The organism is Streptomyces sp. NPDC059874 (assembly GCF_042731135.1).
Lineage (GTDB): Bacteria > Actinomycetota > Actinomycetes > Streptomycetales > Streptomycetaceae > Streptomyces.
The window spans coordinates 91,296-114,688 of sequence record NZ_JBHWJY010000002.1 but is presented as its reverse complement, the minus strand read 5'-3'; the positions used below and the strand labels follow the sequence as shown (position 1 = coordinate 114,688).

Sequence of the window (23,393 nt, the reverse complement as noted above, 5' to 3'; positions counted from 1 at the left end):
CCAGGCAGTACCGGCGCTGTCCCCAGTTCACCGCCCGGTACGGCTCCACCACACGGTGGGTGGGCGAGCCCGCCTGGTCCAGCTCCGGCCGCGTTCACCGCTGGGACGGATCCGGTCGCGGGTTCTCGACGTCGCCGCCCGAACCTTTTCCGCTCTCCTCGAAGTCCGCGTCCCGGGGCGCCTCTCCCCGCGCGGCGATCAGCGGTCCCAGCAGTCGCGTGCCCGGCCCCACCCGTCCTCCGGGGCCGGGAAGTTGCGTGGTGTCGGCCACTGTGAGCGGTTCCCGGCAGGCGTCGCACGCCACGACCGGCGTGGCGACGTGCCCGCAGGCGTCGTGGCGGATCCGGGAGGGCGGCCCCGCGGGTCCCGCGTACCACTTGTCACCCCAGGCCATGAGCGCCAGCAGGACGGGGTAGAGCTCCCGCCCCTTCTCCGTGGCCACGTACTCCTCGCGTGGCGGGGCGGCCTGGTACCGCTCGCGCGTCAGCACGCCCTCCTCGACCAGCCGGGCCAGCCGCGCGGCAAGGGTCTTGCGCGACAGGCCGAGGTCCTCCGCCAGCTCGTCGAAGCGTCGGATGCCGACGAGGACGTCACGCATGATCAGGGCCGTCCAGGCGTCGCCGAACAGGTCGGTCGCCCGGGCGATCGAGCACGCGACGTCGGAGAGCGGGGTGCGGGTCACGTTCCCAGCCTATCCGACAGGTTCCCTAAGGGAACCTGTCGATGCTAGGTTTACCAAGGGAACCTGACCCGCATCGTCGAGGGAGCCTGCCATGACCACCGTCCCGCGCATCGCACTCGACTCGACCGGACCCGCGGCCGTCGACGGCCGCCACATCCGGGCCCTGACCTTCCAATCCGTACGACTGGAGTACCTGCGGCAGGTGCTCTCGGAGCAGGGCCTCGCGGCAGCCGGCGGCCGGGCGCTCGTCGTCGGCAGCGGGCGCGGCCTCCTGGCCCGCGGGCTCGCCCGGCTCGGTTTCGAGGTCGTCGCAGCCGACCCGTCCCCCGCGGCGACGGCCCTCGCCCAGGAAGCGGACGACGGTCTCGGCGTCGCGTACCTGACGTCACCCGCGGAGGAACTCGACCTGCCGGACGGCTCATTCGACCTGGTGTACTGCGCCGACACCCTCGAGATCACCGAACGGCCGGACGCGGTCCTCGCGGAGGCGGCCCGCGTGCTGCGCCCCGGCGGGGCCTTCGTCTACGACACCGTGAACCGCACCCCCGTGTCCCGCCTCATCTACCTGGGCGCCTTCCAGACCTTCCCGGGCACACGGATCATGCCTCGCGGCCGCTACGCCGCACACCGGCTGCGCCGCCCGGCCGAGCTCGCCCGGGCCTTGGACCGGGTCGGGTTGTCCACGCGGGACGTCTCGGGGTTCAAGCCGCGCGACGTACGCAGTCTGGTGAGCGCGACACGCGGGCGCAGGCGAGGCACGTTGACCGACGAGCAGCTGCCGGAACTGGTCGACATGGTGCTCACCCCGGAGGGCAGCCCGGTGGTGACGTATCTGGGGTACGCGGTCCACCGGGCATGAACCCTCCCGACCCGCCCGCGGCCCCGGGGCCCACGGGTGGCGGGGCGCGCCGTCGGGGAGGATCGTGGATGGCAGCTCCGGCCACGCGCCCTCGGGGACGAGCCCATCGGGAGGAGCCATGCGCCGTCTACCGGCCGTGCTGTTGGCAGCGCTCGCGCTTGTCGCGGGTGGACTGGGCGCGCAGGCATCCGCCGCGCCCTCCGTGGCTGTCCCCCTGGGGACGACCGTCACCCTCACGGGTCAGAGATCCGGTGAGAAGGTCGACGTCACCGCCCTGAAAGTGGTCGACCCGGCGGCGTCGGCCGACGAGTTCTTCACGCCGGATCCGGGGAACCGATACATCTCGGTCCAGTTCCAGCTCAAGAACACCGGAACGGTCGCGTACAAGGACAGCCCGGTGAACGGCGCCACGCTCGTCGACACCGAGGGGCAGCAGTTCGACGCCGACGTCGTGGCGAAGACCACCGCCGGGCCGCGGTTGCCCGTTTCGCTGACCATCACGCCCGGCAACACCGCGCTGGGCTACCTGACCTTCCAACTGCCGGACCGTTCCAAGCCGGTCACCGTGCAGTTCGCCCTGAACAGCGGGTACGCCGACGACGTGGGCGAGTGGAAGATCAGTGGTGCGGTCGCGACGGGACCCCGCAACGACCCTCAGGGTTCGTAGAGCGCTCGGTCGGGTCCACGATCAGCACCTTCCGGCCATGCCGGGCATCCCGGCCTTGGCGAGCCCTGGGGGCACCTGTGACACAGATCCGGATTGCCACGTTCAACCTGGAGAACTTCGACGAGACCGCCGCGAACGAGCGTCCGACGCTGGGCGATCGCATCGCGTTGATGAGGCCACAGATCACGCGGCTGCGGGCGGACATCGCCTGTTTCCAGGAAGTCCACGGACAGGAGCGCCCCGGGCAGCCGCGTGACCTGCTCGCGCTCAAGGAGCTGCTCGCCGGCACCAACCTCGACGGCGCGCCCCTGGTCAGCACCAAGCCCGCCGGCAACGCGGTCTTCGACGTCCGCAACCTGGTCATCGCCACGCACCTGCCGGTCCTCAAGCACCAGCAGCTGAAGAACGACCTGGTCGCCGAGCCCCGCTACCAGCGCCTCACGGCCCAGCCTCCCGACCCGGGGCCGGTCCCGATCGGGATCGAGCGGCCGATCCTGCACGCGCAGATCGACATCGACCACGCGGCGCCCGGCCGCCTGTTGCACGTCATCAACGTGCACCTGAAATCCAAGATCCCCAGCGACATCCCCGGCCAGGTGATCAGCACCCGGAAGGGCGACATCTGGCTCACCGCCGACAGCTGGGCCGAAGGCAGCTTCCTGTCGTCCATGAAGCGCATGAGTCAGGCACTGGAAGTCAGGCGCCTCATCGACCAGATCCTCGACGACGATCCGGACGCGCGCGTCATCGTCACCGGCGACTTCAACGCCGAGCCCGAAGAAGTCCCGGTCCTGGCGATCTGCGGGAACATCGAGGACACCAGCAACGGGGACCTGGCCACCCGGGTCCTGGTCCCCATCGAGCACACCATCCCCAAAGAGGCCCGCTACACGCTCTTCCACCACGGCCGCGGCCAGATGATCGACCACATGCTCGTCACCCGCAACCTCCTGGCCCACTACCGCGGTTCGGAGATCCACAACGAGATCCTCCACGACGACTCCATCGCCTTCGCCACCGACATCAAGTACCCCGAGTCCGACCACGCCCCGGTCGTCGCGGGCTTCGACTTCGACTGACGCGACCACCGAGCTGCTCGGCCGGTCCCTGTTCGCCTATCGGACCAGGGCGAAGGTGGCGGCCGCGACGGCCCCGCCCACAGCGGCGCCCGCGAGCACCTGGGCAAGGGTGTGGTCCTTGAGCGCCACCCGGGACCAGCCGACGACGGCGACCACCGGGTAGGCGAGGAGCGCCCAGGGCCCGAAGGCCAAGGCGAGCATGGCCACGCTTCCCGAGGACACGGCCGCGTGCACGCTGATCTTCCAGGCGGGGGTCACGGCGAGGAGGGCGGCCAGGGTGACCAGCATGGCCGTGATCAGCGCGATCATCGTCCGGGGGGCGTCGAAGGCCCACATCAGGACGATGCCGGTGGCGACCGAGGCGATGATGAAGGTCATCACGATGATGCGCTGCTGCCTCTGGCCGACATGCCGGTCGGCCCAGCGGCCGCGGCGGATGCCGTACTTGATGAAGGCCAGAGGAATGACCGCGGCGAACAGGCAGCCGAGGAGGCCCCATCCGATCCCGGCGAGGCGGCCGGTGTGCCAGCCGATGAGAACGGTGTCGGCGATGATCCAGGTCTTGGGATCGAGCCCATCGGTGACCAGGCGTGCGGCCCGGGACTCGTCGGGCCGGGCGATCGTGGTGGTCATGCGGTGGCTTCCTGTCGGGTCGTGTGGAGGAAGTCGTCAGCCACGGGGGAGTGGTAGACCCGGGCGAGCTGGACGAGCCTTTCGACCTCGGTGGTGAAGTCGAGGTCGTCGATTCCGTCGGTGCGCGCCTCCTGCGCGCTGCCGACGGGCAAGGCGCCGAGGGCCTTGGCTTCGCGCGCCGCCCGAAGCCAGAGGGCCTCGGCGGCCGGGCTCGTCGCCGGGGCGAACCCCGCCTGCCGCGCGGCGGTCTGCGCCCGCTCGCGCAGCTCGCCGGTGGCGTACGGGTCGAGTGCCAGGGCAGCGTCGCGGATCTCGATCACCCGGCGGTACAGCCGCAGGCGCGGGCTGCGAAGGAGCCCGGTCTTGAGGACGATGTCGGGGGTGACCGCGGTCAGGTCCTGCCAGAGCGGCTGGAGCTGCCGGTGGTGACGGCCGTCCTGGATGGTGCGCCAGGCGACGCCGAACGCGGGGAGGCTGCTGCCCACGAGGATGAAGCCGATCGCGATGTACTTCACGGCATCGGTGACGTTGTCGACCCAGATGTCGCTGGAGCCGTCCGCGATGCCCGCGAGGCGGCTCGTCATGTATCCGGAGCGCAGGAGCGTGTAGAGGACGCCCACGGCGGTTCCGATGCCCATGAGACGTACGCCCGTGCGGAGCCAGCGGGCGCTGGCGTGCCGTGCGCTGCCCCAGAAGAGCCACGTGGCGTTGGCCATGGCGATGCCGAGGTAGACGACGAACACGAGGTAGTAGATCGTGGCCCAGCCGTTGCCGACGTTCTCCTCGTAGAAGTCGGTGACTTCGTGGGGACGCGGGACGAAGAAGGCGAAGAGCACCGCCATGACCCCCATCGCCGTGAGGGCGACGTAGTGGCGAAGCCGCAGCCGGCGACCGGTCTCCGGCCTGGCGATGGCCACGACGAAGTCGACGACGGCACCGGCCGCGATCACGCCCAGCCAGTGCTTGACGAGGGTGGACAGGTTGTTGACTCCCGCACGGTCGTCCAGTCCGTGCATCACCCCGGGCAGGCGGAGCGTCATGGAGAGGGTCAGGGCGGCGAAGGCCGCCCACAGAGCTCTCTGCTTGACGCTCCGGACGGCTGAGGGGAGGCGCCAGATCGTCACCGCCCAAAGCATGACCAAGACGGCTATTTCAAGGTGTTTCACTTCACGACCAGGTGTTTCGAACGGGGTGCCCGAGGGCGTCATGGAGGCGCACCAGACGGTCCTCGGCCTCACTGGAGGTCGACTGCGTCGCGTAGCGGCCGGCACGCTCGTGGATGAGCGTGGCCAGGGTCTCTGCCTGTCGCTCCTGCGGGCTGGCGAACTTGCTCCGCCCCATGAGGTGCGCCAGGCGGTCGATGTCGAGGCCGAGTTCCTCGTCGATCGATTCGGTCATGCGGGCCACGCTCCTGATCCGGGCCGCCTCGGAGCGGATGATCGAGGCCACGGGGAGATCGGGGCGGTCAAGACCGGACACGGCCCCCTGCGTGCGCGTCAGCAGGCGCTGGAAGTGCTCGGAGGCACGGGCGATCTCGTGTTCCGACGGTTGCTCCGATATGTCGAGCTCGGGGGCGACATGGCCGAGCAACATGTGGGAGATCTCGTGGAGAACGATCTGTACCTTCAGGATCTCGGCCGCGACGGCGTCGTAGAAGACGAGGTCGGCGACCTCCAGGCCGAGCCAGATCCCGCACGGCAGGGCAGGGTCGGGAGGTCCGTCGAGGGGCAGCAGGATCAATGGCCGGCCACGCTGCTCGGCTATGCCTTCGCAGAAGACCTCGAGGTCGAACGGCTGGGGGATGACGAGTCGGTCCGCGACGGCGGCGCACTCCGCATCGGCGCGTTTCCACCACCGCATGGTCGTCCTCCCCGGCCGTCGGCTCCCCCCGGCCTGAAGCTCAACCGCCCCATGCCGCTCGCTGATTTCGCTCTCGAACGCCTTGAGGGTAACCGGAACCGTCACGGGTGGCCGGGGTAGGGTGCATCGGCACACCGAAACATCTTGTTTGTGTGGGTCGTGTGACCGAATCGCGTCGTCTCACGATTCCTTGCGGCGCCGCCTGCGGGGATTCACATCCGGAAGCCCTTCGGCCTTTCGGAGCTGCTTGATCAGGCCGGTGACGGACTTCATGGACCCGGCGGACAGTCCGCTGAGGCGGAAGGCCGCGGCCTTGACGTCCTCGTCCTCCAGGACCTGGGCGAACTCGTCGGCCGCCGCGGCCTTGCTCATCTCCTCGCGGAGCCGCGTGATCCTCTCCTCGATCCGCTGCTCGATCGCTTCGGCGTTCTCGCCGTCGGCGAGGTATCCGACAGTGACCCCGAAGAAGTTGGCGATCGCTCGGATCGAGTCGATACCGGGGTTCGGATTGTTGTTCAAGCGGATCGTCTGGACCGTGCCGTGCGAGACGGAGGGGCCGGGCAGCTGCCTCGTGCCGTCGGCGATCTCTTGGTACGAGTACGGACCGCGGCCCGCCGGGTGGATCGTCTCGATCAAGAAGCCGAGGCGGTCGCCCATGGTGACTCGCCGGCCGGTGGGGGTTTCCTCACCCATCGCCGTCACTGCTCCTGTCTACTGCCGGATCTTGTAGTTCACTGCTGAACCACCACCCTCATTGTCTATCCACCTAGATGGATCTGACCACACAGTCCAACGAAGTACGTCTACCCCGCTAGCGGACATCCGCGAAAGTGACCCACGCCACGTCACCGAGTGATCCCTCCCGGAGGCACTTGACAGGGCACGGGTGGCGCAACGTATGTTCATTCAGCCATCTAGCCCACTAGATGATCGTGCGCTCAAGAGCTCGACCGTTCGCGTCTAGCTAGCTGAGCGCCGATGCTGCTGGGCGAGAAGGTACGGGGGAGGGGCCCCGCTGTCTGTCGCAGCGTCAGGCCTCTTCGGTGAGGCCGTTGTTCGGGGGGAATCGGGGGATCCTCCGAACAACGGGCCGCACCCCACATCAAACAAGCCGTCCGCCGAGAACTCGCCTCCCCGCCGCATTCGGCGGTCGGGTGCGGGGCCGTGCGGGCCCCGCATCCGGTCAACGTCTCCGTAGCCGCGGCAGCAGCAGCACCCCGGCGACCGCCAACACGCCGATACCCGAACCGGCCAGACCCGCCTTCAGGCCCGGCGGGACGTACGTGCAGGCGATCCGGTCAGCCCCGTGGCCGAGGGGTACACCCATCAACCCGTGGTGGGAAACCGGCGGCCGGGCGGCTCCACCGTCCACCGAGCAGGTCCAGCCCGGCGGCACGGTGGTGGCGACGACCGCGGTGCCGACGGAGCCCTTCGGGAGATCGGCGCTGACGGAGTGGCCGCCCGCCCGGACCCGCGTGGCGCCGGTCTCCCGCAACTGCCGTACGACCGCGTCGAAGGCCGGAACGTCCAGGCAGGCGAGCGCGTCGGCGGGCAGCACCTGAGCGTCGTCCCCGGTCCGGACGGTGAAGCCGAACCGGCCGTCCGCCGGGACCTCGCCCAGTTCCTTGAGCGGGGCGAGCCGCAGCGGCGGATCACCGTGGAACCCCTCCGGCGAACCCCCCGCGGTCACCTCGGCCCGCAGTGCGGGGGCGTGGAGGTAGGCACGTGCACCGGGGGCACACCGCGCGGTGAAGGTGTTTTCGCTGCCCGGGCCCGCACCCTCCGCCCGCCTCAACGGCCACCCCGCGGCGGTGCGGGCGGCGGCGCCCGGGCTCTCTGACGACAGCTCCGGCACGGTGTACACCCGTCCGCCCAGCGCCGCGTGCCGCTTGGCCCATACCGAGCCCGCGGGGGCGCCGTACGCCTGGTCGCTCCCCGGCGCGCGTACGGTGACCAGCGGCGGCGCGGGCATGGTGCGCAGCCGGACCTGGTCCGGGTCGGGGACATCGAGGGAGGCGCCGACGGCGAGCAGGGCGTTCAGCACCGGGTCGCGGACCGACCACAGGTGGCGCCCGCCCATCGCCTCGCCGAGGCCGAGCCCGCCGAGGCCGGTCGCGGTCTGCGGAGTCACGTAGCTGCTGTAGTACGAACCGCCCTGGGAGCCGAGCAGCATGGCGTCGTTGTTGGTGACGAAGACCTCGGCGCCGGCCACCGTACGGGTGTCCGGCCAGCCGCGCCGGCCGGCCAGCGCCTCGTGGGCCTCGATGCCCAGCCTGGTCATGGTCTGGGTCCGGGAGTGGCCGAGCCGGGTCGGGTCCTGCACCACGGTGACGGCGTAGACCGAGTAGGCGGTGGTGGTGAGGACGGCCGCGGCGAGCGAGGCGACGACCGCGACCCTGCCACGGCGGCGAAGACCGCGCGCGTACAGCAGGAGCAGCCCCGTGAAGCCGGCGCCGCCCGCGAGAGTGCCCGCCAGCGCGTGACGGCTCACCGGCTGCGCCTCGTACGTCAGGGCGATCAGCAGGCCGAGCAGCGCGGCGCCCCCGAGCAGGGCCCGGGACCGGGGCATGCGGGCGAGGCACACCCACGCGGCCATCACCAGCAGGCCGCTGAGTACGAAGGACTCCCGGAACGGCGCGCCGTGCGGCAGCGCGAACCCCTGCCAGAGCTTGGCGGTGGGAGTGAACACGAAGGACAGGGCGGTCAACACGATCACGAGGGACCAGGCCAGGCGCTCGCGCGCGGGGACCTTGGACTGGAACGGCAGGGCGAGCGCGAGCAGGAGGACCAGGGTGCCGACGAACACGTTCGGCGCGGTCGGGCTCGCGAGGCTCCCCGGCATGAACATCGCGAGGTAGTTCAGGAAGGGCGTGTGGACGCTGACGATGTACTTGTCGGTCGGCTGCGCCTGCGCGTTGGCGAGGCCGCACACCAGGATGACGGGGGCCGCCAGCAGCAGGCCGGTGACGGTCATGGTGGCGGCCCGCCACAGGACGCGGCCGCGGACGCGCCAGTCGACTTCGGCCGTCAGCAGCCGCAGGAGCAGGACGAGCGCGGCCGCCATGGTGGCCATGGCGGCGGTGTAGAAGTTGGCGAACCAGCAGAACGCGACGACCAGGCTGCCGAGCACCCAGCGGCGTTCGGTCAGACACCAGTCGGAGGCTATGCCGAGCAGCGGCAGGGCCACGAGACCCCACATCCACATGGGGACGACGGCACCCTCCGCGACGTTCCAGCCGCAGACGGCGTAGCCGACGGCGAGCAGGGCACGGAGCCAGGGCGAACCGGGGCGGAGCCTGCCGAGGAAGACCGTCATCAGGGCGGCCGCGAGGCCGGTGCTGAGCAGGCTGACCAGGAAGACCGCGAACTCGACGTGGCCGCGCGGGAAGAGGCCGGTCAGCCAGGAGAACGGATTGGTCAGATAGGTGAGGAAGTCGCCGAGGAACCCGACTCCGTAGCCGCTCTCCCAGTTGAAGAAGAGGTCGCCCTGCACGTCGCCGTGCTGGAAGTCCCACAGGTACGTGTGGAAGGGAACGTACTGGTGCCGCAGGTCGTTGTCGGCGCGCGGCGCCGGACCGAAGGGGAAGGTGCCGTGGGCGGCGAGTCCCGCGCAGTACGCGGTCATGGACAGCAGGGCCGCCATCAGCGAAGCGAGGGCCCCGCGCCGTCTGCCGGCGTCCCGTCCCGTGCCGCCGTGGATGAGATGTCCCCCTGCAGTGTTTCTGAAGGCAGGGGTGATGACGGTGGAACTCATGCGAAACGGACCCTCGTGTGATCAGGCGCCCGGCCAGGTCGGAGGGCCGCAGGTCCTTTGACCTTATGCAAACGTCCGATGAATTCGCCAGAGAATTCGAGTACTCGGCCCTTCCCGACCTGACGGCGGGGCGCGGCCGCGCTCTTGACAAGTAGTCATGTGCCTGACAGCACTGGCACTTGCACCACTCCCACGAACGGCACGACACCAACAAGGGGGCGATCAGCGCATGACCGAGCCTGAGAGCGCGGGATACGACTACGACGTCGTCATCAGCGGAGCGGGCCTCGCCGGCAGCGCTGCGGCGATCCTGCTCGCTCGACGCGGTGCCCGCGTCGCACTGTTGGAACGCCGCTCGGACCCCGAGGCGTACAAGGTGCTCTGCACCCACTCCCTCACGGCCAACGCCTATCCGGTGCTGGACGAACTCGGCCTGATCCCCGCCCTCGAGAAAGCGGGAGCCGTCCGCAACCAGGCGCGCTGGTACACGCGTTGGGGATGGATCGAGCCGCGGGCCGCGCCGGCGGGCCCCGAGCTGCCGTACGGGTACAACATTCGGCGCAGCACCCTCGACCCGCTCATCAGGGCCCGTGCGGCGGAGACCCCCGGCGTCGACCTGCTCCTCGGCCACCATGTCACCGGGCTGGTACGGGAAGCCGGGCGAACCTCGGGGGTGCGCGCGTCGACACCACAGGGCGAGCGCGAGATCCGGGCCCACCTGGTGGTCGGCGCCGACGGCAAGGACTCGGCCGTGGCGAAGTTCGCCGGGGTGCCCGCTCGGACGTACGAGAACACCCGGTTCGGCTACCTCGCGCACTTCCGCAACCTTCCCCTGCCCGGCGGGATCGCTCACGCCTGGTTCCTCGAGCCCGACCTGGCGTACGCGTTTCCGAACGACGACGGAGTGACGGTCCTTGCGGTGCTCCCGGACAAGAAGCGGCTGCCGGCCTTCCGGAAAGACCTGGAGGGCAGTTTCCTCGCATTCGTCCACGCCCTGCCCGAGGCCCCGGCCATCGACTCCGCCGAACGCATCACGAAGATCATCGGCACTGTCGACTACCCGCTGCACAGCCGCAAGCCGACCGCACCGGGCGTCGCGCTCATCGGCGACGCCGCCCTGACCGGCGACCCCCTGTGGGGAGTGGGATGCGGGTGGGCCCTGCAGTCCGCGCACTGGTTGACCGAGGCGGTCGCCTCGGCCGCAACCGGTCGCGGTGACCTCGACAGGTCGCTCGTGGCGTACGCACGCACACACCGGCGCCGGCTGCGAGGGCACCAGTACCTGGCCGTCGACTTTGCCAAGGCCCGCCCGTTCAATCCGATCGAGCGGCTGATGTTCTCGGCGGCAGCGCGCGATGAATCGCTGGCGCGGCACATGCATCTGTTCGCATCACGCCTGATCGGCCCGCTGCGATTCTTGAACCCCGTGGCACTGGCCAAGGCCTCGGTCGTCAACGTCAAGCATCGTGAGGAGACCGTGCCACCCGCGCACCTGTCACGCACAGAGCCCTGACCCCGGCGACCGCCCACACACACGGAAGCGTGACGGCCGAGAGCGAGCGGGCGCGGAAATTGCGAGACTGGGGCGGTGCGAGTACTCATCGTCACCGCGGGCTCCTGGGGCGATGTCGCCCCCTACACGGGGCTCGGGGTCCACCTGCGGGACGCCGGCGGCCACGACGTGGCCATCGCCACTCACGCCCGCTTCCGGGACGCGGTCACCGGCTGCGGGCTGGGCTTTCGTCCCCTACCCGTCGACCCCCGCGACGAACTGGCCTCCGCCACCGGCCAGGAGCTGGCCCGCGCGGTCAGCGCCCCCGTCGCCCTGGCCGCCGTCCTGCGCATGGCACGGCAGTTCATGCCCCGCTTCACCACGGGCATCGCCGACGCCGTGGGACAGGGCGCGGACGTGTTGCTGGCATCCACCCTCACCGATCCGATGTGCTGCACGCTCGGCGAGGCGCTGGGCATCCCCGTCCTGGGCGCGTACCTGCAGCCCATCACGCCCACCGGAGCCTTCCCGCCGCTGGTCACCGGCGTCCGCAGCCTCGGCCGATACGGCAACCGGCTCGCCGCCCACGCCATGTGGGCCGGCGCCGACCGCATCTTCGCCCCGGCCGTCAAGCAACTGCGGCGCGACCTCGGCCTCCCGGTCGGCCGCTTCGGCTTCGGCGGGCCGCTGAGCCTGCCGCGCGAGCGCACGGTGCTGCACGGCTTCAGCCGGTACGTCGTACCCCGCCCCGCCGACTGGCCCCCCGGGCACCGGGTCTGCGGGTACTGGTGGCCGGCGACGCCCCCCGGCTGGCAACCCGAGCCGCGCTTGCGGGAGTTCCTCGAAGCCGGCCCGCCACCGGTGTTCGCGGGCTTCGGCAGTTTCGTCGCCGCGGACGCGCAACGCCTCACCGATCTCCTCGTACGGGCGCTGCGCCGGGCCGGGGTCCGCGGCATCATCCAGTCGGGATGGTCCGGTCTGGCCGCCGAGGGAGACGACCTCCTCACCGTCGGGGAGGTCCCGCACGCCTGGCTCTTCCCCCGCACCGCCGCAGTGATCCACCACGCCGGCGCGGGCACCACCGCCGCGGGCCTGCGCGCGGGCGTGCCCGCCATTCCCGTACCGGTCCAACTCGACCAGCACTTCTGGGCCGCTCGCCTGACCGCCCTGGGCGTGGCACCCGGCCCCCTGCGCTACCAGCGCCTGACGGTCGAGGCCCTCACCGCGGCGATCCGCACCGCGACCACGGCCATCCCGCCGTCCCGCACCCGTTCCCTCGCCGCCGACCTCGCGCGGGAAGCCGGGGCCGAGGGGGTACTGGCCGCGCTGGACCGGCTCTGACGAACGGCACCTTCCCGGCGTCAGTCGTGCCGGGCCAGCTTGACGGCGGAGACGAGCAGGATCACGGCCAGCACGGGGATGAGCACCAGGTCCGAGAACACTCCGAGCAGCAATCCGCCCAGCACCGCACCGCCGACCGAACCCGCGATCATGACCAGGGTGAAGCGCAGGTTGGCGCCCAGCACCGCGAAGCTGCCGTCACGGCTGTAGCGGGCGAAGGCCACCAGCATGGTCGGCAGCGACACCAGCAGGGACATGCTTCCGGCCGACTTGATGTCGAGCCCGAACAGCAGCACGATCGTCGGGATCAGCAGCTCGCCCCCGGCCACGCCCATGATCGCCGCGACCACCCCGATGCCGAAGCCGGCCACCACTCCGATCGGCACCTGCGCCGCGAGGGGGAGGGCGAGGGCGCCCAGGGTGGTGGTGTGGGTGACCACCAGGGCCGCGGCCATGAGGACCATCAGGGCCGCCAGCACCTTGTAGAGGGTGGAGCTGCGCATCCGCACCGCCCACGACGCTCCGGCCCACGCACCCAGCAGACTCCCGGCCAGCAGGTTGACCGCGACGGGCCAGTGCGCGGCCACCTCGGAGGCGGGCACCGCCACCATGCGGGCGGGCAACGCCACCAGGACCACCACCAGGCTCATGGCCTTGTTCAGGATGACCGCCGCGAGCGCGGCGAACCCGAACATGCTGATCAGCAGCGGCAGGCGGAACTCGGCACCTCCCAGCCCGATCATCCCGCCGAGGACGCCGACGGCCGCACCCGTGCCGAACACCAGGGGCATCGAGCGCGTCGAGCGTGGGGGAACGAGGTCCCGGTCAATGGCCATGGTGGGCATCATCCCTGGTCAAGGGCCATGCACCCCATAGTGCGGCCGATCTTTGGGGAAAGACACCGGGCACCCGCCAGAGAAGTCGTTCAGACCTCTGAGCCCTTCGGAACCCTCGCGGGGGGCTTCACCGGAACCCCGGCCCGGCCGGATACGGTGGCGGACAGTCAGCGCCGACCGGGCCGTTGACCGGGAGCTTTACGTCGCCCGCTGCGCTTCGAGCGGCCCGAACGATGAGGAGGATCTGATGAGCGGGGCCGATGAGGGACGGCAGTGGCCGGACGAGGTCAGTGTCGACAACGCGAGGGCGACGCTGCTGCAGCTGCTCGCAGGGGCGGGGGTCCCGCCCGGTGACGCTCGGCACCTGATCGGGTTCCTGGAGGCCGGCGCGTTGGCTCTTGCGCACGAGGAGCTGAGCGGCGGCCGGAGCGCGCCGGGGGACAAGGGCGAGGCGTACGAGTCGGGCTGGCTCGACGGCGCCGGGGACCTCCTGGAAGAGCTCGGCGCCGTCGTCGAGCGAACCCTGCTCCGGGTCGTGGGGGCGGACGGAGGGCAGGGCCCTGCCGGAGAGCGCCCTCGGGCCGGGCGTATGGAGGTGGAACGGGCGCGGGTGGCGGTCACACCTCTGTACCTGTCGTTCACCGCGGCCTCGGAGCTGGATCCGGAAGTGACCGAAGAGGTGCTCAGGGCCGTCCTCGGCACGCTGAGCGCCCGGCAGCGGGTCGGATACGCCGGGCGGCTGACGGAGTTCGCCGCGGCCAACCGGGCCCGGCTGGAGCGGCTGTTCGCGGCGTTCGGACCGGGCAGCCCCATCAGGGTGCACGGCCGCTATTCGCTCCTCCACTCCGCCACGAGCATCGCCGTGTTGGAGCGGCTCGTCGCCGCACCGCAGGAGCTGCGCGAGGAGTGGGACGCCGCGGAACTGCCGCCCGCGTGGCTCGACGGGCTGACGACCGCCTGGAACGCCCCGGCCTGACCACCGCCCTCGGAGCGATCACCACAGCCCTGGCCAGGCTTGGTCTTCCGCACGGTCGAAGCGGGGAGGCCCGCCTCGACCGCGGCCCTTTCCGGTGGACAGGAACTCCCGAAAGACTCGTGCGGAGCGCGGGTTCTGCCCGCACTGCCACACGCCGTGCGGGCAGTAGTCGGTGATGCTGTGGTAGAGCGGCTTGTGCTCGGTGATCCATGCCAGCATGTGCCGCATGTAGTCGGGGTTGTCGCCGTTCCGAAACAGCCCCCATTCGGGGTACGAGATCCGCTTGCCGTGCGCCTTCGCGAAGTCGACCTGGTGCTGGAGTCCGTAGGGCTGGGCGACCTGCTCGTCGAACGTATCCCCGGGCGGCTGGTCGTAGCTGTCCATGCCGATGACGTCGACCACGTCGTCGCCGGGGTAGCACCTGGTCCAAGTGATCGCGTCACTGCCGCGGTTGGGGGCGAAGTCGAAACGGAACCGCTGCCCCTCCACGGAGCGCATGGCAGCCACGATGCGCCGCCAATACCTCTTCCAGCCCTCCGGGTCGGGCCGGCATCGGTGGCTGTAGTTGAAGCCGTTCATCTCCCAGCCGAGCACGATCACCGTGTCCGGCACGCCGAGGCCGACCAGACGCTCGGCCAGCCGCCGGAAGTGGTGGTCGTACTCCCCGTGCGCGCCGGAGCGGATCAGCTCGGCGACGCGGTCGTCGGGGAGGTCGGCTTCGTTGCGCTCCAGCATGGGCACGTTCAGGACGAACAGCCTGTCGGTTCTCGCCTTGCGCCAGCGTGCCCAACTCTGCAGGGAATCGGGTGCGCCCTCGATGTTCGACCAGGTGTCGCCGGGCAGATAGGTGTGCCCGGCGCGCAGTTCGGTACCCCCGAGCCAGCGCGAGAGTTCCTGCATCCTCTCGACGCCGGGCGTGCCGTAGTGGAGATAGGCGCCCACCGCGACCTCGGTCCCGGCGCCACGCCCGGAAGCCTCTCGCGGAGGCGCCGTGACGAGGGCGCCCCCGGTGGCGAGCAGGCCGGCAGCGACCGTGGTTGTGCAGGCGCCCACCAGCCGGCGACCTCGATGGGGCATGACGCCTCCACAAGCCTTGCGAACCGATGTGTCCGACACAGCGACGTTAGACATCTCATCCGACGTGTGGCCTGTCCGGTGTCCCGATGCTGGGCCATTCGCGGCGGCCGGCCGCCTTCGCTTGGCCCGACCAGGTGAAATCCACCGCCCTCCTCGGCGCGTCGGCGGCCCGGAGGAAAACCAGTGGAGCGGCGCCGCCGTGCGCCGTTACCGTGCTGCCGAATCAAGTCGTCAAGGCAAGGACGTGCCGTTGTACACCGTGTGAGACCCCCCGAGTGCTGAATCGTCGCGCGTCGCGCCTGTGCGCCGCGCTCCTTTTTGCTGCGGACTTCTCACTGGAACCGGTGTACTTCTGTGCTCAAAAACTGGGTGGTCGTGCCCACCTGCCTGCCGCTCGTCCTCCGTCGTTGCCACGCGTGCGCGTCCGAACGCTTCCGGGCGAGCGGAAAATTTCGCGTCAACGCGAACCACAAGCTCATCGACGCCTGGCTGCTCGTCCTCTGTACCGGTTGCGGGGACACCGCGAAGCTCACGGTCCTGGAGCGGATGAACGTGCGCTCCGTACGACCTGAGCTGCTGGACCGACTGCATGACAACGACCTTGGCCTGACAGCCGAGTTGCTCCGGGATCCGGTCCTGCGGCGCCGCAATCGCATCGCCCTCGACTGGGACAACGCCTGGCGCCTCGACACCGGCGGATCGGATCACCTGGACCGCGAGGTGATCGACGTCTCGGTCCGCTTCGCGGCGCGGATCCCCGTCCGGCCGGTGCGACTGATCGCCGAAGGTTGCGGTCTTTCGCGGGCCGAGGTCGAGAGACTGATCACGGAGGGGAATCTCGTTTCGGCAGTCCGGCTGAACGGCAAGCTCTCCGGCGACTTCACCTTCACGCTCAAGCGCTGAGCCCGCCTGGCACCAGGGCCTGTCCGGCAGGATCCGCCGGACAGGCCCTGGCCGCGCGGATCCGCCGGCGTCGGCTGGAGCGCGTGCCGTTGTTCCGGCACACGTTCCTGGGTCACCATCGGGAGATGTTCAAGTTGCTGCCGGGGACGGGTCTCGCGTTGCCACACAACGCCGGCGTTCTGCGGTTCGGCATGCCCGAGCGGGAGGCCCAGTGGGCCGTCGCGACTCTGGCGGATGTCCGCGAGACCTGGGTCTGCCAAACCGGTTGGGCCTTCACAGCGTGCCATGAAGGCCTGGAGCTGCTCGCTTACGGTGACTGCACGGACCGCCTGGGCCGCACCGACCACGACAGGGACGGACTCGCGGCCGTCCACCTCCGCAGGTGCGGGTTCACGCCGACCGGGCCGTCCGCCGTTCCCGTGGTTTTCCGGGACTTGGACCTGTTCGGGTACCCGGCGCCCGAGGTGCTGGCCGCCCTGGAGTCGAACCCGCACCCCACCGTGAGGCTGTCGCCGGCCCGACCTCCGACCGGCTACCTGCCGGGAGTGACCCTCTCGGCCGTGTAAGAGCCGCCCAGGCCCTGGCTCTTGGTGTGGCCACCCCGGCAACGGCCGGTTCCAGCGGGCACGTAGTCTCGCTGACCGTGACGTTGCGAAGACGGGTGTGGACTGCTGCCGCCTGGCGGCGATGGGCGAGGGGGGCTGCGGCGCCGTGGCACGATGCGGCCTTCCACGACGCCCATGACCTGGTGCGCGAGGGCCGGTTCGAGGAGGCCGAGGCGCGGGCACGGGCCGTCGTCGCGGCTCGCCAGGGCATCCGGGGTCGGGACCGGCGGCCGGTGACCGTCTGGCAAGCCGTGTACTGCGCCACCATGGCTGCGACGGCCCACGGGCGGGGCGCGACGGTGCTGGCCGAACAGGAAGCCCTGATCGAGGAACTGGAGCAGCTGGACGGCGCGAACCGATACCTGCTCCTGGCCGCCCGGCTGAACCGCGCGTGGGTGCTGATCGACGAACGGCGGCCCGCCGAGGCGGAGGTCGAGGCCCGGGTCGTCCTGCGGGCTCTGACGCGGCTCAAGCATCTGACCGAGGTGTGGCAACTGGAACTCTGCGCCCTGCACTGCCTGGGGGACGCGCTGTGCGCGCAGGACGAGTACGAGGAGGCGGAAGCGATCGCCCGCGGGAACCTGCCGCGGGCCGAGGAGCAACTGGCGACCCGTCTGCACCGACTGCTGATCAGTAGTCTGTCGGGGCAGGGACGCCACGAAGAAGCTCTGGCCGAGGCCCGCAGGACCTTCCCCGAGCCGCCTCCTTCCGCCAGTGGGGAGCTGGAGCTCGCCAAGGCCGTGGCGCTGCACGCCCTGGGCCGCGCGGGCGAGGCGGAGACGGAAGCCCTGCGGGCGCTGGCCGCCTGCGAGCGGTACCTGCATCCGGCGCACCGCCGCGTCGGCGAAGTCCACGCGCTGCTGGCCCGTATCGCATCCGCCTGACCCAGCCGCCGCACGGAGGCCGGGCCGGCCGGTGGCCAGGGGTCAGCGCAGGGATTTCCAGAAGTCGTACCGGTGCTCCTTGGCGAAGTCCACGGGACGGATGCCGCCGGGCCCCGAGGCGAGCGACCGTACATTCGGCGCCGCCGGGGTGGTGGGCTTCCAGTCGGCTTTGCCCGTGCGGGCGAAGCGGGTCCAGATGCGGATCATCTCGTGGGACAGGTCCTGCTGCGCCGGGGTGAGCGACTCGTAGGCGTCGAGCTCGAAGAGGTACGGGAGCTCGAACGTGTGCGCAGCCCCTACGTCGAACCCGGGCTTCCGGTACTGCCCATCCGAGTACCAGGGCACCTCGCCGTCCGCGAACTCGTAGGTGTACGTGGGCACGTGACGGGACAGAGCCCGACCCGTGTCGAGGGAGGGGCGGGCCCAGTTGGCGTCGGTCATGGCCGCCGCGAGGGCGAGGGCCGGCGAGTCGCCGTACGCGCTGATGGGGTACCGGGCGGCGACGGCGGGGGAGTGCTCCTTGAAGATGTCCCTCAGGTAGCGGTCGTAGTCGGCCCGGTCGAGCTGCGCGGTCGGGTCCTCGGTCATGCCCTTCTTCTCCAGTTCGAAGCCGTAGACCCGGCCCCGTTCCTCGTGACGGTTGATGCCCTGCAGCACCGGGACCTTGTTGAACCGGCCGTCGGTGAAGGCCTCCTCGGGGGTACGGGGCAGCAGCGTGCCGCCGTAGACGGGCCCGTACTCGGGGCCGCTGCCGAAGGGGTTCACGAGTCGGTCGACGGGGACGGTGCGCCAGTCCTCCCCGGCGGGATCCTGCTGGAGTGCCTTGACGGTGGTCTTGCCTTGCTCCAGGGCGTCCGCGCGCTCCAGCCGTCCCATGTCGGCCGTGCACGGGGCGCTCTGCAGGATGACCCTGTCGAAGAGACCGGCCGACGACGGGGCGACCAAGTGGGCGCACGTGCTGTAGCCGCCGGCGGACTGACCGAAGAGCGTGACGTTGTCCGGGTCACCGCCGAAGGCGGCGGCGTTGCGCCGCACCCAGCGCAGTGCCGCCTGCTGGTCGAGGAATCCGTGGTTCCCGGACTCGCCGAGCTGTTCCAGATCCGGATGGGCGAGATAACCAAGGGCCGCCAAACGGTAGTTGACCGTCATCACGACGACATCGCCCTCGGCGGCGAGCCGCCGGGCACCGTGCACGGCGCCGGAGCCGTCCGTGTGGTCGCCCCCGTGCAGATACACCATCACGGGCCGCGGCTTGGCCGCGGCGGCGCGCGGGGTGGTGACGTTGACGAAGAGGCAGTCCTCGTCGTCGGACCGGCTCCCGACCGGCGACACGGCACCGGTCTGGGGGCAGGCGGCACCCGGCTCGGTGGCGTTCCGGATGCCGCGCCACCTCTTGGCGGGCGCCGTGGGCGCCCAGCGGAGCCCGCCGGTCGGCGGGGCGGCGTAGGGGATGCCCTGGAAGCTGCGCACGGTGTCGGTCACCGTGCCTCGTACGACGCCCTTGTCGGTCCGTACCAGCGAGGGGTCGCCGTGCTCCGCCGCACCGGCGGGAGCGGCGATGGTGAGGGCGCCCAGGGTGAGAGCGCCGGCGATGGCTGCGTGTGCTGTCCGCTTCAACATGTAGACAAGCGTATGAAATTGGCGATCTTCCGAGCAGCCGGTCAACCACCGGCCGGGGGTGGGGTTATCCCCACCTCGGCCGCCGCGTGTCACCGTCGGGGGTGTCGGGGCCTGCCGGGACGATGAGTTTTCGGCGTGCGTCGGGTCTACACGTCCTGAGTGGCCCTTGAACCTGGATGGGAGCGGCATGAGCAACCACGGATCTGACAGCGAGGCCTTCGCCTCGGAGCCGGAACTCGTGAACCTGGACCCGGCGACGACAGCGGTAGTGCATGGCGTCGTCCCGATGGCCGGCCTGCGGGACTTCTTCGATGCTTCCTTCGGCGCCCTGGCACGGACCATCGACGCGCAGCGGATCGCCGTGCTGAGCCCCGCCTTCGGTCTCTACCACGGGTCGCCGGGAGAGACGCTGGACCTGGAGGTCGGATTCGTCACGGACGGGGCGGTGCGGCCGGAGGCCGGCGTCGAGGTCGGTTCGCTTCCCGGAGGGCGGATCGCACGGCTGACGCACTTCGGGTCGTTCGACGGCCTCGGGTCCTCCTGGGAACGGCTGCTCTCCTGGATGCGGGCCCAGGGGTTGTCCGCCGGAGAGGACAGGTGGGAGACCTACGTGACGCAGCCGTCCCCGGACATGGACCCGCGCGACCTGCGTACCGAACTCAACTGGCCGGTGGCGGACTGACAGGGAGGTGCCGCTGCGGGGCGCGGGGCCGGCCTTCCCGGATCGCGAAGTCAACCGCGCTGTTGGCGTTGGCTCTTGATCGAAGGGGCGGACGGTATGACATCGACCATGTTTCATATCGGCGGGGATCTGGGTGTTCGGCGGCTCGGGTTCGGAGCCATGCGGCTGCCGGCGGAGCAGGGGCCCGCCCGCGAGGCCTCTCTCGCGGTCGCCCGGCGGGCCGTCGAGCTGGGCGTCACGCTGATCGACACCGCCCACATGTATGGCTGGGGAGCCAACGAGGAGCTCCTGGCCGAGGCCTTGTACCCCTACGGGGACGGGCTGATCGTCACCACCAAGGTCGGTGTCTCGCGATCGGCATCCCCAGCCGGGTGGAAGCTCGATGCCCGGCCGGACGTCCTGCGCGTTCAGGTCGAACACGCCCTCCGGCGGCTGCGCGTCGAGCGGATCGAGCTGCTCCAGCTGCACCGCATCGATCCGGAGGTGCTCCTGGCGGATCAACTCGGTGCGCTGCGGGAGCTCCAGACGGAGGGCAAGGTCGGACGGATCGGACTGTCCGAGATCAGCGTCACGGAACTGGACCAGGCGCGGCAGATCGTCGACATCGCGAGCGTGCAGAATCGGTACAGCCTGCTCGACCGCGAGCACGAGCCGGTGCTCGCCGCGTGCGAAGCGGCGGGGATCGCGTTTCTGCCGTGGCGGCCGGTCGCGTCGGCGGCGTCGGACGCGTCGGGCGAGATCGCCGCCGTGGCGGCCGAACTCAACGCCACCCCGGCGCAGGTCTCGCTCGCGTGGCTCCTTCAGCACTCTCCGGTCATCCTCCCGATTCCGGGCACCGCTCGAATCGACCACCTGGAGGAGAATCTCGCTGCGACCCGTCTCCACCTGGACCCGGCCCGCCGAGACCGCCTCGACCGGTTGGCCGAGTAACCCTGCACGAGGAACAGCAATGAGGATCGGCCCCGCGAAGGGCGCGGTGCGGGCTCCCGGTAGCGCCGCCGAGACACCGCATCGAAGGAGGGCGTCCACTCGTGGACCTGGGCATCATCGGGCAGGCGGTCGGGCTGTTCGCCGTCACCAACATCGACGACATCCTGATCCTGGCCCTGTTCTTCGCCCGGGGCGCCGGGCACCGCAGCTCCACCCGTCGCATCGTGCTCGGCCAGTACCTGGGCTTCGCGGCGATCCTGACGGTGGCGGTGGCCGCCGCGTTCGGCGCCACGCTCCTGCCCGAGTCCGCCATCCCCTACCTCGGTCTGCTACCGCTCGCGGTGGGTCTCAAGGCGGCCCGGCAGGCCCCTTCGCCAACGGCGGCGACAACATCGGCGTCTACGTGCCGGTCTTCGCCACCCGACCGGTCATCGCCGAGGTTCTCGCCCGCTGGGGTCACGTCCTGCTGCCCCTGGTCCTGATCTCCATCGGCTTCCTCATCCTCATCGAGGGCGGCGCCTTCGGCCTGTGACTCGGCCGGAACAGGCGAACCCCCCGAGCGGTGATTCCTACGGGACGGGTGACTGGAGGCGGGCCCCGAGCGTGTCCAGCCCGTGCCGCAGGCGGCGGAAGTAGGTGGCGCGGCTGAGATGGAGCCCGCGGGCCACCTGGTGATGGGTGCCGGCCCGGCCGAAGTAGTACGCCTGCAGGATCCGGCCGGCCTCGGACTCGGCCTCGTCCGCGCTGAGCGCCAGGCCGTGCACCGCGTCGTACAGCCAGCCGCGCAGGCTTTCCACCGTCGGGGTCCGGGGGAGGGCGAGCAGCGGGCTCCGCGCCAGGAACTGCGGGTCCCGGATCCGGCTCAGGGTCTTGGCGAGGTGCGCGGTCACGTCCTGGACGGGACCCCCGGCGAGCCGTGCGAGCCAGCGCGGCAGGGCGTTGGGGGCGAAGTCGTTGCTGAAGACTTCGGGCGGGCGGCCGCAGCGGTAGACGTCCTCGCCGATTCCGCCGTGGTTGCGGAACTCCAGGCCGCCCAGCAGGGCCTGGTAGCCGGGGCTCGCCGTGGAGACGACCAGCCGCCCGGTGCCCACGGCCTGCCGGAGGATGTGGCGCAGCAGCTGGGCGTGCACGGCCGGGTCCGGGCAGTACGCCGCGCCGAGGAAGAGACCGCCGGCGGTGAGCTCGTCGCTGTGCTGCTGGAGCAGCGGCTCGGTCGAGCCCATGGTGCGCTCGCCGATCGGCAGCAGGCTCGCCAGGCCGACGGGCCTGCCGTCCGCGTCGCGGGCCAGGTGGAAGGCGGAGATGTCGTCGGCGGCCCAGCGCTCGGCCAGGCGGTCCGCCCGGCGCGGGTCGAACCCACTGGACACGGCCCACTCGCGCATCAGTCGACCGATGGCGCCGGCGTCCGTGTCCGCGGCCGTACGGAACAGAGATGAGCGCTCCGCCGCGGGGAAGAGCTCCTGCCGCAGCAGCGGATCGCCGGTCAGGAAGATCCCCTGCTCCACGAGCTCGCCCCGTTCGACAGGGTCCTCGGAACGGTCCAGCAGGGCGAGTCGATACCTGGCGGCGCGGGTCCGGACGGCCTCGTGGGCCTGTGGCTGCCGCCACCGGTAGGCGAGTTCGATCACGTGGCGGAACGGCTCGGCGAGCCCCAGTCCCAGCCGTCCCCGGGCGACGATGCTGAGTTCGGCCAGCGCCGTGAACAGCTCGGGGCCGCCGGACAGCAGCTTCTCGTCGGCGTTCCAGACGGTGGCGAGCAGCCGGAGCGTGTGGTGCGGGCGGCGGCCCGGGAGCTCCTTCCCGAGCCGTTCGAGGATCTCGGTGGCGACGTGGTCCGCCACCGCGCCCGTCGCGGACGGCGGTATCCCGGCCCGCAGCGCCCGGCCCACGGCCTGCGCGAGCAGCGGCAGGCCGCCGCCCAGCCGTACGGCGAGGTCGCGGCCCTCGGCGGTCTCCATCCCGGCGGTGAGCTCGTCGTCCGGCAGCGGCGGCACGGTCACGGTCACGGTCACGGCGCCCGAGTCCGCCCAACCGGCATCGGCGAGCACCGGGCGGCGGCTCACCACCAGGAGGTTCGCGGCCGCGCCCAACGCCTCGCGAACGGCCGCCAGCCTGCGGGGGCCCTCGGCGCTGTCGACCACCAACAGCCGGTCGACGGGGGCAGCCTGTGCCCGGCGCAGGGTGCCGACCGCTCGGGGCCGGTCCAGATCGACCGTCAGCGCCGGCTGCAGCGCCGCCGCGAGCCGCGACTTCCCGACGCCCAGGGGGCCCGCGAGGTTGACCAGCGGATGGGCGGCCACGGCCGCCCGCAATTCCTCCAGGACGGCCGCCCGTGACCCGCTGATTTCACTCATTCCACACCCGAACCCCTCATGATCTTCACCTCGGCAGCGGCAGGACGATACCCAGCCGACCGCTGGGGTGTCCGGCGATCACTCGGATTCCTTGTGTGCCAAGTGGGTTGAGACTCTCGTGAGACTGCCGCAAGTCGTTCCGGCGGTAGCGTCGTCCAC

General features: G+C 70.9%; 21 protein-coding genes and 1 pseudogene. 12 read left to right on the top strand and 10 right to left on the bottom strand.

Going from position 1 to position 23,393, the window contains the following annotated elements; genetic code table 11:
- Window positions 1-94: 94 nt before the first annotated feature.
- Window positions 95-682 carry a winged helix-turn-helix transcriptional regulator gene (locus ACFV9H_RS01720; protein WP_385391806.1) on the bottom strand — a complete coding sequence of 196 codons (588 nt, stop codon included), beginning with the start codon at window positions 680-682 and terminating at the stop codon, window positions 95-97.
- 91 nt (window positions 683-773) lie between these two features.
- Here ACFV9H_RS01720 and ACFV9H_RS01715 point away from each other — a divergent pair, with 91 nt between their 5' ends.
- From ACFV9H_RS01715 to ACFV9H_RS01705, 3 genes are all read left to right on the top strand, one after another.
- On the top strand, window positions 774-1,541 hold the full coding sequence (locus ACFV9H_RS01715; protein WP_385391803.1) for a class I SAM-dependent methyltransferase: 768 nt from the start codon (window positions 774-776) through the stop codon (window positions 1,539-1,541).
- Window positions 1,542-1,659: 118 nt separating this feature from the next.
- Entirely contained in the window at window positions 1,660-2,208 is a 549-nt protein-coding gene (locus tag ACFV9H_RS01710; RefSeq protein ID WP_385391801.1) for a DUF4352 domain-containing protein, read from the top strand.
- A gap of 77 nt (window positions 2,209-2,285) precedes the next feature.
- On the top strand, window positions 2,286-3,287 hold the full coding sequence (locus ACFV9H_RS01705) for an endonuclease/exonuclease/phosphatase family protein (protein ID WP_385391798.1): 1,002 nt from the start codon (window positions 2,286-2,288) through the stop codon (window positions 3,285-3,287).
- A 36-nt stretch (window positions 3,288-3,323) separates the two neighbouring features.
- On the opposite strand, the gene ACFV9H_RS01700 is transcribed toward ACFV9H_RS01705, so the two are convergent.
- The 5 genes from ACFV9H_RS01700 to ACFV9H_RS01680 form a co-directional block, all read right to left on the bottom strand.
- Window positions 3,324-3,920, bottom strand: coding sequence for a hypothetical protein (locus ACFV9H_RS01700; RefSeq protein WP_385391795.1), 597 nt, complete (start codon window positions 3,918-3,920; stop codon window positions 3,324-3,326).
- Window positions 3,917-5,056, bottom strand: coding sequence for an MAB_1171c family putative transporter (locus ACFV9H_RS01695; RefSeq protein ID WP_385392114.1), 1,140 nt, complete (start codon window positions 5,054-5,056; stop codon window positions 3,917-3,919). Before ACFV9H_RS01695 ends, ACFV9H_RS01700 begins: the two co-directional genes overlap by 4 nt.
- 31 nt (window positions 5,057-5,087) lie before the next feature.
- Entirely contained in the window at window positions 5,088-5,780 is a 693-nt protein-coding gene (locus ACFV9H_RS01690; protein WP_385391792.1) for a hypothetical protein, read from the bottom strand.
- Window positions 5,781-5,960: 180 nt separating this feature from the next.
- Complete coding sequence (locus ACFV9H_RS01685) at window positions 5,961-6,473, bottom strand: XRE family transcriptional regulator (protein WP_385391790.1); 513 nt, start codon at window positions 6,471-6,473, stop codon at window positions 5,961-5,963.
- Window positions 6,474-6,963: 490 nt separating this feature from the next.
- Entirely contained in the window at window positions 6,964-9,534 is a 2,571-nt protein-coding gene (locus ACFV9H_RS01680; RefSeq protein ID WP_385391787.1) for a YfhO family protein, read from the bottom strand.
- A gap of 229 nt (window positions 9,535-9,763) precedes the next feature.
- Here ACFV9H_RS01680 and ACFV9H_RS01675 point away from each other — a divergent pair, with 229 nt between their 5' ends.
- Both ACFV9H_RS01675 and ACFV9H_RS01670 read left to right on the top strand, forming a co-directional pair.
- Window positions 9,764-11,047 carry an NAD(P)/FAD-dependent oxidoreductase gene (locus tag ACFV9H_RS01675; RefSeq protein ID WP_385391785.1) on the top strand — a complete coding sequence of 428 codons (1,284 nt, stop codon included), beginning with the start codon at window positions 9,764-9,766 and terminating at the stop codon, window positions 11,045-11,047.
- 75 nt (window positions 11,048-11,122) lie between these two features.
- Window positions 11,123-12,367, top strand: coding sequence for a glycosyltransferase (locus tag ACFV9H_RS01670; protein WP_385391782.1), 1,245 nt, complete (start codon window positions 11,123-11,125; stop codon window positions 12,365-12,367).
- 20 nt (window positions 12,368-12,387) lie between these two features.
- On the opposite strand, the gene ACFV9H_RS01665 is transcribed toward ACFV9H_RS01670, so the two are convergent.
- Window positions 12,388-13,203 carry a sulfite exporter TauE/SafE family protein gene (locus ACFV9H_RS01665; protein ID WP_385391780.1) on the bottom strand — a complete coding sequence of 272 codons (816 nt, stop codon included), beginning with the start codon at window positions 13,201-13,203 and terminating at the stop codon, window positions 12,388-12,390.
- 247 nt (window positions 13,204-13,450) lie between these two features.
- Here ACFV9H_RS01665 and ACFV9H_RS01660 point away from each other — a divergent pair, with 247 nt between their 5' ends.
- Window positions 13,451-14,179, top strand: coding sequence for a hypothetical protein (locus ACFV9H_RS01660; RefSeq protein WP_385391777.1), 729 nt, complete (start codon window positions 13,451-13,453; stop codon window positions 14,177-14,179).
- An 18-nt stretch (window positions 14,180-14,197) separates the two neighbouring features.
- Here ACFV9H_RS01660 and ACFV9H_RS01655 read toward each other — a convergent pair whose 3' ends face one another.
- A complete protein-coding gene (locus ACFV9H_RS01655; RefSeq protein WP_385391775.1) occupies window positions 14,198-15,256 on the bottom strand; it encodes a glycoside hydrolase family 26 protein in 1,059 nt (352 codons plus the stop codon).
- Between the two features lie 354 nt (window positions 15,257-15,610).
- On the opposite strand from ACFV9H_RS01655, the gene ACFV9H_RS01650 reads away from it, so the two are divergent.
- From ACFV9H_RS01650 to ACFV9H_RS01640, 3 genes are all read left to right on the top strand, one after another.
- Window positions 15,611-16,159 carry a DUF1062 domain-containing protein gene (locus ACFV9H_RS01650; RefSeq protein WP_385391772.1) on the top strand — a complete coding sequence of 183 codons (549 nt, stop codon included), beginning with the start codon at window positions 15,611-15,613 and terminating at the stop codon, window positions 16,157-16,159.
- A gap of 125 nt (window positions 16,160-16,284) precedes the next feature.
- A complete protein-coding gene (locus ACFV9H_RS01645) occupies window positions 16,285-16,725 on the top strand; it encodes a hypothetical protein (RefSeq protein WP_385391770.1) in 441 nt (146 codons plus the stop codon).
- A 77-nt stretch (window positions 16,726-16,802) separates the two neighbouring features.
- Window positions 16,803-17,648 carry a hypothetical protein gene (locus ACFV9H_RS01640; protein ID WP_385391767.1) on the top strand — a complete coding sequence of 282 codons (846 nt, stop codon included), beginning with the start codon at window positions 16,803-16,805 and terminating at the stop codon, window positions 17,646-17,648.
- A 42-nt stretch (window positions 17,649-17,690) separates the two neighbouring features.
- On the opposite strand, the gene ACFV9H_RS01635 is transcribed toward ACFV9H_RS01640, so the two are convergent.
- Window positions 17,691-19,268, bottom strand: a complete 1,578-nt coding sequence (locus ACFV9H_RS01635; protein ID WP_385391764.1) for a carboxylesterase/lipase family protein — start codon at window positions 19,266-19,268, stop codon at window positions 17,691-17,693.
- Window positions 19,269-19,455: 187 nt separating this feature from the next.
- On the opposite strand from ACFV9H_RS01635, the gene ACFV9H_RS01630 reads away from it, so the two are divergent.
- The 3 genes and pseudogenes from ACFV9H_RS01630 to ACFV9H_RS01620 all read left to right on the top strand — a co-directional run bounded on the left by ACFV9H_RS01630 (window position 19,456) and on the right by ACFV9H_RS01620 (window position 21,412).
- Window positions 19,456-19,950, top strand: a complete 495-nt coding sequence (locus tag ACFV9H_RS01630; RefSeq protein WP_385391762.1) for a GyrI-like domain-containing protein — start codon at window positions 19,456-19,458, stop codon at window positions 19,948-19,950.
- A 96-nt stretch (window positions 19,951-20,046) separates the two neighbouring features.
- A complete protein-coding gene (locus tag ACFV9H_RS01625; protein WP_385391759.1) occupies window positions 20,047-20,880 on the top strand; it encodes an aldo/keto reductase in 834 nt (277 codons plus the stop codon).
- A gap of 101 nt (window positions 20,881-20,981) precedes the next feature.
- A pseudogene (locus ACFV9H_RS01620) lies at window positions 20,982-21,412 on the top strand (cadmium resistance transporter).
- Between the two features lie 37 nt (window positions 21,413-21,449).
- Here the strand turns inward: ACFV9H_RS01620 and ACFV9H_RS01615 are convergent.
- A complete protein-coding gene (locus ACFV9H_RS01615; RefSeq protein ID WP_385391756.1) occupies window positions 21,450-23,234 on the bottom strand; it encodes a hypothetical protein in 1,785 nt (594 codons plus the stop codon).
- Window positions 23,235-23,393: the final 159 nt, after the last annotated feature.

Excerpts from the sequence above, each read along its gene's own strand:
- ACFV9H_RS01715 (WP_385391803.1), top strand. The coding sequence starts at position 774 with ATGACCACCGTCCCGCGCATCGCACTCGACTCGACCGGACCCGCGGCC.
- ACFV9H_RS01710 (WP_385391801.1), top strand. The coding sequence starts at position 1,660 with ATGCGCCGTCTACCGGCCGTGCTGTTGGCAGCGCTCGCGCTTGTCGCG.
- ACFV9H_RS01700 (WP_385391795.1), bottom strand. The coding sequence starts at position 3,920 with ATGACCACCACGATCGCCCGGCCCGACGAGTCCCGGGCCGCACGCCTG.
- ACFV9H_RS01695 (WP_385392114.1), bottom strand. The coding sequence starts at position 5,056 with ATGCTTTGGGCGGTGACGATCTGGCGCCTCCCCTCAGCCGTCCGGAGC.
- ACFV9H_RS01690 (WP_385391792.1), bottom strand. The coding sequence starts at position 5,780 with ATGCGGTGGTGGAAACGCGCCGATGCGGAGTGCGCCGCCGTCGCGGAC.
- ACFV9H_RS01685 (WP_385391790.1), bottom strand. The coding sequence starts at position 6,473 with ATGGGTGAGGAAACCCCCACCGGCCGGCGAGTCACCATGGGCGACCGC.
- ACFV9H_RS01680 (WP_385391787.1), bottom strand. The coding sequence starts at position 9,534 with ATGAGTTCCACCGTCATCACCCCTGCCTTCAGAAACACTGCAGGGGGA.
- ACFV9H_RS01675 (WP_385391785.1), top strand. The coding sequence starts at position 9,764 with ATGACCGAGCCTGAGAGCGCGGGATACGACTACGACGTCGTCATCAGC.
- ACFV9H_RS01665 (WP_385391780.1), bottom strand. The coding sequence starts at position 13,203 with ATGGCCATTGACCGGGACCTCGTTCCCCCACGCTCGACGCGCTCGATG.
- ACFV9H_RS01660 (WP_385391777.1), top strand. The coding sequence starts at position 13,451 with ATGAGCGGGGCCGATGAGGGACGGCAGTGGCCGGACGAGGTCAGTGTC.
- ACFV9H_RS01655 (WP_385391775.1), bottom strand. The coding sequence starts at position 15,256 with ATGCCCCATCGAGGTCGCCGGCTGGTGGGCGCCTGCACAACCACGGTC.
- ACFV9H_RS01645 (WP_385391770.1), top strand. The coding sequence starts at position 16,285 with ATGTTCAAGTTGCTGCCGGGGACGGGTCTCGCGTTGCCACACAACGCC.
- ACFV9H_RS01635 (WP_385391764.1), bottom strand. The coding sequence starts at position 19,268 with ATGTTGAAGCGGACAGCACACGCAGCCATCGCCGGCGCTCTCACCCTG.
- ACFV9H_RS01630 (WP_385391762.1), top strand. The coding sequence starts at position 19,456 with ATGAGCAACCACGGATCTGACAGCGAGGCCTTCGCCTCGGAGCCGGAA.
- ACFV9H_RS01625 (WP_385391759.1), top strand. The coding sequence starts at position 20,047 with ATGACATCGACCATGTTTCATATCGGCGGGGATCTGGGTGTTCGGCGG.
- ACFV9H_RS01615 (WP_385391756.1), bottom strand. The coding sequence starts at position 23,234 with ATGAGTGAAATCAGCGGGTCACGGGCGGCCGTCCTGGAGGAATTGCGG.